Annotated in this window: 8 protein-coding genes and 1 riboswitch; of the genes, 3 read left to right on the top strand and 5 right to left on the bottom strand. The window is 49.9% G+C overall.

The window, feature by feature from the left end:
• Positions 1-189 precede the first annotated feature (189 nt).
• A complete protein-coding gene (gene trpS, locus M2108_RS03925; protein WP_277467155.1) occupies positions 190-1197 on the bottom strand; it encodes a tryptophan--tRNA ligase in 1008 nt (335 codons plus the stop codon).
• A 545-nt stretch (positions 1198-1742) separates the two neighbouring features.
• Positions 1743-1833: riboswitch (cyclic di-GMP riboswitch) on the top strand.
• 188 nt (positions 1834-2021) lie between these two features.
• Between trpS and M2108_RS03920 the strand changes: the two genes are divergently transcribed.
• Both M2108_RS03920 and M2108_RS03915 read left to right on the top strand, forming a co-directional pair.
• Positions 2022-2381, top strand: coding sequence for a hypothetical protein (locus M2108_RS03920; protein WP_277467156.1), 360 nt, complete (start codon positions 2022-2024; stop codon positions 2379-2381).
• A 37-nt stretch (positions 2382-2418) separates the two neighbouring features.
• Positions 2419-3417 carry a ketoacyl-ACP synthase III gene (locus tag M2108_RS03915; RefSeq protein ID WP_277467157.1) on the top strand — a complete coding sequence of 333 codons (999 nt, stop codon included), beginning with the start codon at positions 2419-2421 and terminating at the stop codon, positions 3415-3417.
• A gap of 217 nt (positions 3418-3634) precedes the next feature.
• Here M2108_RS03915 and M2108_RS03910 read toward each other — a convergent pair whose 3' ends face one another.
• From M2108_RS03910 to M2108_RS03895, 4 genes are all read right to left on the bottom strand, one after another.
• Entirely contained in the window at positions 3635-4774 is a 1140-nt protein-coding gene (locus M2108_RS03910; RefSeq protein WP_277467158.1) for a toxic anion resistance protein, read from the bottom strand.
• 28 nt (positions 4775-4802) lie between these two features.
• Positions 4803-6491, bottom strand: coding sequence for a VWA domain-containing protein (locus tag M2108_RS03905; protein WP_277467159.1), 1689 nt, complete (start codon positions 6489-6491; stop codon positions 4803-4805).
• 15 nt (positions 6492-6506) lie between these two features.
• Positions 6507-7250 carry a hypothetical protein gene (locus M2108_RS03900; RefSeq protein WP_277467160.1) on the bottom strand — a complete coding sequence of 248 codons (744 nt, stop codon included), beginning with the start codon at positions 7248-7250 and terminating at the stop codon, positions 6507-6509.
• Positions 7251-7506: 256 nt separating this feature from the next.
• A complete protein-coding gene (locus M2108_RS03895; RefSeq protein WP_277467161.1) occupies positions 7507-8358 on the bottom strand; it encodes an alpha/beta fold hydrolase in 852 nt (283 codons plus the stop codon).
• 236 nt (positions 8359-8594) lie between these two features.
• Between M2108_RS03895 and M2108_RS03890 the strand changes: the two genes are divergently transcribed.
• On the top strand, positions 8595-9578 hold the full coding sequence (locus tag M2108_RS03890; RefSeq protein WP_277467162.1) for a diaminopimelate dehydrogenase: 984 nt from the start codon (positions 8595-8597) through the stop codon (positions 9576-9578).
• The last annotated feature ends 148 nt before the right edge of the window (positions 9579-9726 follow it).

The following is a 9726-nucleotide window of genomic DNA, read 5'->3' as shown; positions in this document are numbered from 1 at the left end:
GCTCCTTCTCGGTGGTGTGGTAATCCCGAGAATACCCTACTTTTTTGTTGCCTGCTAGGCTCCAAATCTTGGTACACAACTTATTTTACGCCATCCCCAAATAGGTTGAACGTTCCACATTAAGTGTCGATTATCCAACTAATGATTAGAAAAGTAGAGAATAAGCAAAAATAGATGGCGAAAATCCAATTAAATAGTTGAGTTTTTCTCAAAATAATTCAGACTCATCGCAGCCCGTACTTCACGCATGGTTTCCCTGGCAATGGCCCGTGTCCGCTCTGTTCCGCTGATCAGAATCTCATCCACCAGCTTGGGTCTGGCTGCATAATAAGCGCGGCGTTCCCGCATCGGCGTGAACAGCTCCTCTAGACTTGCGGTGATCCGCTCCTTACAGGCGGCACAGCCGATGCTTCCGCGTTCACAGGCTTCCCGGATCTCCGCCGATTCCAGCGGGTTAAAGGCCTGATGATAAGCATAAATCGGGCAGATGTCCGGATGGCCGGGATCATTTTTGCGTAAACGGGCCGGATCGGTCACCGCTCGTTTGATCGTCCGTATGACTTCTTCAGTAGATGAATCGAGGGCAATGGCATTGCCGAGGCTTTTGCTCATTTTAGCGTTGCCGTCCGTACCGATCAGCCGCGGGGTTTCGCTCAGCAACGCTTGCGGCTCGGCAAATACAGGCTTATACAGCTCATTGAAGCGGCGTACGATTTTGCGTGTGAGCTCCAGATGCGGCATCTGATCCTCCCCGACCGGTATGACGGTTGCCTTGCAAAATGTAATATCCGCCGCCTGGCTGACAGGATAACCAAGAAAGCCGTAATACATCTCATCAAATTGGCCGCTTTTCGCCTCCGCCTTCAGAGTCGGGTTATGCCGCAGCAGATTTACTGTAACGAACATGGAAAAAAAGATAGTCAGCTCGGCAATTTCCGGGATCAGCGACTGGATATAAAGGGTAGTCCGCTGTGGATCGATTCCTGCGGCCAGATAATCGAGAGTAATTTCCTTGATATGGCGGCGTATATAGTCCGGCCGCTCAAAATGGGTCGTCAGCGCCTGCACATCCGCTAAAAATACAAACGATTCATATTGATCCTGCAGCATTACCCTGTTTTTGAGACTGCCACAGTAATGGCCAAGGTGGAGCTTGCCGGTAACACGGTCTCCTGTCAGCATACGTTCTTTGTTCATTACAATTCCTCCTGATATTTTTTATAATAATCCGTCGCCACCACCAGCCATCCTCCATGGCCATCACCCCCTTCAGCAAATAAAAAAACTCCGTCCGCTAAGGACGAAGTTATCGTTATGCCACCTTAATTAACCGATTCGCTGCTTGATCCGCAGGTACCCGGTCTGGTTAATACGGTGCGGAGTCCACAAATGATGTGAAGCTCGATACCGTTCCCGTGATAACGGCGGGATTCCCGGCGTTTCCCTACTTCATCCTTGCGGACGGTTCGGAAAAGCAACTACAAAGTCCATTCACACCTGTGCCGGACACCGGTTCGCAGCGGCCACCGGCTCTCTGAAGTCCTAAATACAGGGCTACTTACCCTTTGTCGACGTTGTTACTGATATTGTGGATAATATTAACTTAAAGAGCAGGGGGAGTCAATCTGTTTCTCTGGGGATTTTTCGGTTATTACAAGCAGGAATAGGGAATTTGAATGTAGAATTATAAATAAAGCTAGACACTAAATACCAAATATGTTTGTAATTCAGAGGCACCAGCTGATGAACAAAGGCAACTCCGCTGAAAGGCGGAAGACGCAAAGCCACCGGTCTAAACCGCATAAACAGCGGCATGACAGCGGGGACGCTCATATAGTTTGGTTTTTTGTTGTCTAAATACAACAAGGGAGAGTTGCAATCATGCTGTAACACAGAATCAGCCTGCCCGGCAGGAGCGCTTGGACCTGTTTTGATCACAGTTGAAAACTGTTGAACACATTCTGAAAGATTCATATCTTTGCTTCTACTTATCAAACAAACAGAACTGGAGATGTCCTTAAATGATAGCAGAAACAACAATGCACCCTGAAACGAATACCATTTTTATCAGCCTGCACGGGTTTGCCGACCTCGAGGAGACCGTTAAAGAGGTGGATATTTTCGAAGCCCAGATGCCGCATCTGCCGCTGAAGGAGATGTCGCTGATCATAGACTGCACGGATATGGCACCCTTCAAACCAGAAATTCTGCCGGTGCTGGAACGCTGCTACGTGATGTATAACAGCTTCAAGCATGCCGTCCTTGTCAATCCGGTCAAAGTTGTGGCTAAGTCGCAATTGCAGCGTGTAGCGCCAAAAGCGGGCTTCACCGGCCATTTTGTAGATACGGTGGACGAAGCGTGGGCTATTGTAAAAGGGTAGCTTAAGGCACCAAATACACTAACAAAGGTGGGCCGATATGGTTAACGTAAGGATTGCAGGAACTGAAGTGTACCATCCGCCATTCAAAGTTAGCAATGAACAATTGGCTGAACAGGCTGGCGAAGCTGCAGACAAGCTTATTGGTATTTGGAAGCATTTTGGCCGTAAGGATCGTTATTATGCAACCACCTATGAAGAAAGCACACTGTATATGGCCATTCAAGCCTCCAAAGCGCTGCTTGCGAGCAGTGGCCTTAGCGGAGAGGATCTTGATATGATCGTTGTCTCCTCGGGCACGCATGAATACAGTGCGCCGACAGACGCTGCCCTGCTGCACCAGGCAATCGGGGGAAAGCAGTCCTGTATTGTATACGACAGCAATGCGAACTGCGTGGGAATGGTAGTCGCCGCAGACCAGGCAGCCCGCTCGATGATGACCAATCCCGAATTGCGGTATGCGCTGATTGTCGGCTCTGAGCAGATCGCCCGCTTTTATAAAGAAGGGGATCTGGCTTCAAAAGGACTCTGCGGGGATGCTGCCTGCGCGGTTCTGCTGAAGAGGGTAGAGGAAGGGGACTGCGGCCTGATTGATTCCGCTTATTACACCAATACGCAAAAGGCGGAAGACATGCTGTATCCGTCTGCAGGTATGACCCAGATGTTCGGCGAGCATCTTACGCTTGAGGAGAAAAAGATTTACCTGCACCCGGAGTATAATGTCAATGTAGCATTCCCTACAGCGGTGACCAATATTGAAAACCTGCTCCATAAACACAGATATGCCAAAAGAGAGGTCAAGCACTACATTCTCAGCCAGCTGAACCTTTCAGTGATCAAAGAAATTGCCGGCAAGCTGAATGAGGATGAAGTCAAATTCCCTTATATCGGTGATGTTTACGGGTATACAGGGACCAGCAGCCCGTTCATTACCCTGCATCATGCCATCAAGGACGGGACACTTGTACCTGGTGATTTGTTCTTCATGTGGTCGGTCGGTGCAGGGATTACAAGCTGTGCTACACTTTGGAGGCTTTAGCCCCCGGTTTAATTATAGTTAAAATCATTACAAAGCCTGCGCAGTCTGCGCAGGCTTTGTATTTTGCTCCCGGCCGCACAGTGATCAGTCTGCGGTTCCGATCGCAATCGCGGGGGAACGCTCAGGTTCGAGCTGCTTCATCAGCTTCAGCAGACGCCTGCATCCGGAGTTACCGGAATGCCGGAAGGAGGCAGGGAGGAATCGCTGAAAGAATGCATTATAAGCCGAGAGTCGAGCCTTTTTCCAGCCGGAGAATCTGCTGCTCCCCGCTGTCAGCCAGTTCGCGGAACTGGTTGATCGTCTCACGCATCTTGGGCAGAGCCTCCTGCTTATAGGTGCTGATGGAATCAAGGGCAGATAATACATCAGTGAACGCCTGCTTCAGCGTATCGGCGGAGATGCTCGTTTCCAGCGACTGCTTGTGAATGGCCGCGCCTTGTTCCTTTAGCATTCGTGAAGTGCCGCTGATCAGGTTGTCGGTGGTCTGGTTCAGCAGCTCAATCTTTTTCAGGACAATCTTCTGGTTGTATAGGGCACTGGCAACCGTAACAGAGATTTTCAGCGCCGAGACAGTCACGTTTCTGGCTCTGTCCACGCCGCGGATGAGCTCCTTATTATTGCGGATAACAACTTCGATCGCCATGATACCTTGCTGGTTTACGACCAGCATCTGCTGCAGATCCATCACCCGCTGGCGGAGAGGGAACAGCACTTCCTCGGTAATAAAGCGGATCTTCTCCTCATCTTCTCCGCGCACCTTGGCTGCTTCAATCTGCGTTTCGATCTCCTGGTCCATCAGCAGGCCGAGCTGAATTTCTTTTTGCAGCCGTTTGGTCAGCTCACGCAGCGTCTGCTGCTCGATTTGCAGTGTCGTATTATCGTTTTTCAGGATGGTTTTGCCTTTGTCCAGCGACACAATAATATCGGAGATGACTGCGTCAGCCTTCTGGTATTTGGCAAAATAATGGCGCAGCGGATTAAAAAATTTGCCTAACAGCCCGCTTTTGGCAAAATCAACGGCACTTGGATCGAGGTCCTTCAGCTGCATATGCAGCTCTGTCAAGCCTTTGGCGACCTGGCCGCCTTCATCGCCGGTTTTGGAGAGATTGCCTACAGATACCTGGAGGAGGGCGTTCTTGTCAGAGGATGAACGCATGGTGCCCATTCCGAAGCTGTCTATGGATTGCAGTACCGCCTTGCGCTTCTCAAGAGATTCCAGATCAAGCTCCAGAATGCTGGAGACATTGCTCCTGGCCAGCTCCTTCAATTGGATAATCTCTTCAGGCTCAGGCTTTACCTCCTCGGCAATAACAGATCTAAGCTTCTCAGTACTCGGAATTTCCATGGTAAAAGACATAACAGACCTCCTTTTGAAGTTGTCTTCCTTACATCTGAACGTTCAGCAGATTGCTGATTTTGTAGACCACATCGTCCGTATCCGCATTGATGCTCGCTGCCTCGTTGATGCCGGAAATGCTCTCCAGCGCTTTGATATTGGCGTTGTAGCCGATGGTGTAGACGGGGATTTTGTAGGTTTCAATCAGACTGCGGATATCATCAAGGGAATGGCCCTCATTGGTCTCCCCGTCGCTGAGCAGGAACATGACCGGCTTTACCCCGGGGTTTGCGGCCAGCTCATCCTGGAGCATTTTCATCGCGACCACCATTCCGTCAAAAGTCGCCGTACCTCCGGCAGCCTGCAGGCTGTTGACCGCCCCTACGAACATAGACTGCTGATTCGTATCGTACTTTCCGATGGGCAGGTTGATCGTAACGTCACTGGAGTAGGAGACAAAGCCGATGCTGTTGTCTTTTCCGAGATTCTTCTGGCCCTTCAAAAGCGATTCCTTCAGCCGGTTCAGCGGCTCTCCGGCCATGCTGCCCGAGACATCGGCAACAAACACTGCCGCGAGCGGGGTGCTGCCGTTTTTCTTTTCCTTCCACAGCTTCTGGGCAGAGGTGAGAAGTGTGCCGTCTGGCGGAGCCAGCTCGGATACATAATCATCCAGCCCGTTGAAGCCTTTAGCTGACGCCAGCTGCTGGTTACTGTCCTGTGCGGCGAATTCAGCGAATTTCCGCAGAATCTCCCGCTTTTCCTCGGGCAGTTCGCCGAGCGCATACAGGGGGCTGTCATGTCTTACGCCGAACGGTGTGAAGACATAGCCGCTTTTGAATTCGGCAGCATTAACAAAGGTCTGATACTCCAGCACAAAAGCATCAAGCATGCCCGACTTGGCCGCATCCCGCATTTGCAGGGTGGTTGACGCGGTAAAAGGTACATTCGCCTGAAATTTCTCAAAGCCCTGTACCGCCTTATCACCCAGCAGATCCGAGCTGTCGAACGTTCCGAGCGCAGTGATCAGAAAGTTAAGGCCGGTCGAGCTGGCAAAAGGGTCGGTATAGCCCATCGACAGCTCATTGGCGGAAATGGCATCCGTAATCGTTTTGACGTTCAGGGCACCGTATTTTGCAATCAGCTCGTCGTATTTCTTTTTGGCTGTGACCACGCCTGCGACATTTCCGGCAAGACGGTCGGTAACAAGATCAGTCCGGATTCCGCCTGCTTTCACCATTTCGCCCCATAGCTCGTTGGACGGGGTATAAGCATCCGGAATATACTTGCCCGATCTTATGTAATCGGCCGCAGTACCGGAGGCGATATTGCGGATTTTTACCGATACAGCTGCTCCGTCCACCTCGATATTTGCTTCATTAAAAGCCGAAGCCACCTCATTCAGCCAGCCGTCATTGCCGGTGCCGGATTTTTCTGTAGAGGAGAAGATTTCAACATAGCTGCCGGTCGTGTTTTCTACAGAAACCGGAAATTTAGCAATATCAGGCAGCGCCTCTCCAACGTCCGCCGGATCAAGATCGATCTGCCCCTTCACAGGCTCCGCCTGGTTCACACTAATTTCCTTATAGAGCTTACCCAGCTTCTTGTCCGCATCCTCCGCGGTAATTTCTCCTGTCGATTTGCCGAGATTAGCAGTCAGGGTAATGCCGAAGTAGACTAAAGCAAAAACAGCTACGGTAATGACCGCCAGTATCATAAACGTTTTGCCTTTCCTGGCCATAGGCGGCTTCCTCCTTTATTGATAGAGTTTAGTCTGGGCGATCAGAGCGCTGAGCTCCTGCATGCAGGGGATATCTTCAACCGGCTGATCACTGGTGCCGTCCAGTTCAGAGATTTCCAGCAGCAGCTGATCCAGCTTGAGCAGAATTTCTTCATTGGCGCCAAGGTATCCCTTTATCGAAGCAAAAAATTCATTATAATGCGCGGTTTTCTTTTGAATAAGCTTCTCGGAGAATTGGGATGGCTGGCGGGAGCCCGTAAAAAGGGAGAATTCATCGGAATCGAATAAACTCAGCTTATTAAGAAGTCCCCTGATATTTAGGAACAAAAGCTTTTCAACTTCGGCAATGACATTGCTGAATTTCCGGTAGCTAAGCTCCTCCGGATTGAATCTTTGGCCAAGTACACGGGACAGGACGGCTTTCTTCTTCTCCATCCGCTCCAGCTGGTCAAGGGCGAGGGCAGAGTCGCTCTTTAGTAATTTCACCTTTTGGTACTGCTCAAGCCGGGTTGCATAATCGTCAGGAGAAGCTAAGGGACGGGTGGTTCGGGCGGAAGGAGGCGTAAGCAGTAAAGTATAACTGGCATAAAGCACAATGAGCAGACTGATGAACAGCAGAGTGACGCCTGCGGCTGTTTCCAAAGCGCTATCGCCGCCGATATCCACTGAGAGTAGTCCGGGTGACAAAACAGCAATGTTAAGAATGACAACCCCTGCTATAACGCCGAGTAGCTTAAAGGGTCTGTTTGATTTCAGCATTTACACCTCCCTCATATGAGTATATTTGGCTGTCGTACCTTTTGATTCATTTTACCAGAGAACAATCGGGAAGGCTCCATAATATTACCAAAACCGCCAAAAATCTACGTTCATTTAAGCGTACTTAATTTTCATTACGTTGGCAGAAGAGAGAATGTTTCGTAATATTTGCTCGCAATGCGTTAATCATATAAAAAAAGGATCATTCCAGACTGTCTTATGCAGCGGGAAACGATCCTGAAGCGGACCTAAGAGGTTATCTCAAAAACAGATCAAAGCAGTTGTAGAATTCCACGGGATTTGACAGATGAACATTATGGTGAGGGTGGGACATATCATAGGCAGAGCATTTGGTCAGCAGCTTCTGCATTTTTAGGAAAGCCTCATCAGGGACAGCTTCACTATTTCGTGCCCTGATAATTAAGGTCTTGCACTTAATGTCCGGAAGCAGATGGTACCAGCTCATGTTATATGCAATATTAGCACCCATGGCCTGCGGACAGAATAACATCTGATACCCTTGCGCTGTTTCGGTCAGACTGTTCATAAAGTACTGGTAACTCAGCTCCGAATCCGTAGCCTGCCGGATGCAGGCTATGGCCTCCTTAAGGCTGGAAAAGGGCTGAGGCCAGTCTCTGGTTACCGGATCATGTAGCTCCAGCTGTTCAAGCGGAAGGCTGCAGCGCTGTTCAGGGCCTGACGGAGACTTATCGAGAATGGCTAATGACTGTATGTATGCAGGATACCTTGCAGCAGTATATCCGGCTACTTGTCCGCCCATAGAGTGACCTACCAGTATAACCTCTGTGATATTTAAATAATCAAGCAGCGCAATAACATCTGCCGCCATTTCTTCCGCGGTATATTTGGACACCGGTTTGCTGCTCAGCCCGTGCCCCCGCTGATCCGGTGCAATAATCCGGAACTGGTTCCCGTAATGTTCCATAAAGTCAATCCAGGTCTCTGCCCGCCCCCATCTGCCGTGCAGACATACAATAACAGGTCCAATTGTCTGTGTATCGAGATAAAACATATCGAGCTCCGTAAGCCTGGCAATATTCCTGTGAATCCTCGGAACGGGGATGTCCTGAGTATCGTGAATTTTCATTTTATGTATACCCTCCAAATTGTTTATTAAGTACTACATGGGATAATATACCATTTGAAGGAGTATAGGAACATATGTTTTTTTAATGTTGCGAATATGAACAGTATAGCTTAAGTTATTTTGCGAATATACTGGCGGGTTTTCATTAAAAAATGTTTACATTTCATGTGATGTATATATACTTATAATTTAAGACACCACAATTAACCGGAAGCTTCCGGCCAGGGAGGAACAACATGAACAGTCGTATTAGAGTAGGGATTGCAGGTTACGGAAACTTGGGTAAGGGAGTACAGCAGGCGGTTAAGCAGAATCCGGATATGGAGCTGGTTGCTGTATTTACACGCAGAGATCCGGACGGTCTTGCCAAGGAGACAGGCCTTAAGGTGGAGCGTCTGGCTGATGCCAAGGAATACATAGATAAGATTGATGTAATGATTCTGTGCGGCGGTTCGGCCACTGATCTGCCCGAGCAGACTCCGCAGCTGGCTAAGCTGTTTAATACCGTTGACAGCTTTGATACCCATGCCAAGATTCCTGAGTTTTATGAAAAAGTGAACGCAGCTGCGCTGGAAGGCGGCAAGGTCAGCGTTATTTCAACCGGGTGGGACCCGGGCCTGTTCTCCATGAACCGCCTGCTGATGCAGTCCGTGCTGGCGGAAGGACATGATTACACCTTCTGGGGTAAGGGAGTCAGCCAGGGGCATTCCGATGCAATCCGCCGGGTACCGGGAGTGAAAGGCGGTGTGCAGTACACTGTTCCGGTTGAGGAGGTCATTGAGCGCATCCGTTCCGGTGAAACGCCGGAGCTGGCAACCCGTGAGAAGCACCGCCGCAACTGTTATGTCGTGGCTGAAGCAGGTGCTGATCAGGCTGCGATCCGCGAAACCATTGTTAACATGCCTGATTATTTTGCCGATTACGATACGACGGTGACGTTTATTACGGATGAGGAGCTGGCCAGCGAGCATTCCGGAATGCCGCATGGCGGATTCGTTATCCGCAGCGGGGTGACCGGCAACGGCAACAGACAGATCGCCGAATTCGGGCTGAAGCTGGACAGCAATCCTGAATTCACCGCCAGCGTACTCATCGCCTACACCAGAGCAGCTGCCCGGCTCAGCGCGGAAGGAGCTGCCGGTGCCAAAACAGTATTTGATATTCCGCTAGGGCTTCTTTCGCCGAAATCGCCGGAGGAGCTGCGCCGGGACCTGCTGTAGGAGCTTAACAGCTGAATACAAATAGCGACAAAAAAACGCGCCGTCAGTTACACTGAGGTGCGTTTTTAATGTTGAAGTTCCGTTTAGGAGCAGCCCAGGCTGTCCACGGCATTTAGTTGGATTTTGCACATCTATTTTAATGAAATTT

Origin of the sequence: Paenibacillus sp. PastM-3 (assembly GCF_029893965.1) — a bacterium.
GTDB lineage: Bacteria > Bacillota > Bacilli > Paenibacillales > Paenibacillaceae > Paenibacillus_AQ.
This window is presented reverse-complemented; position numbering and strand designations above follow the sequence as displayed.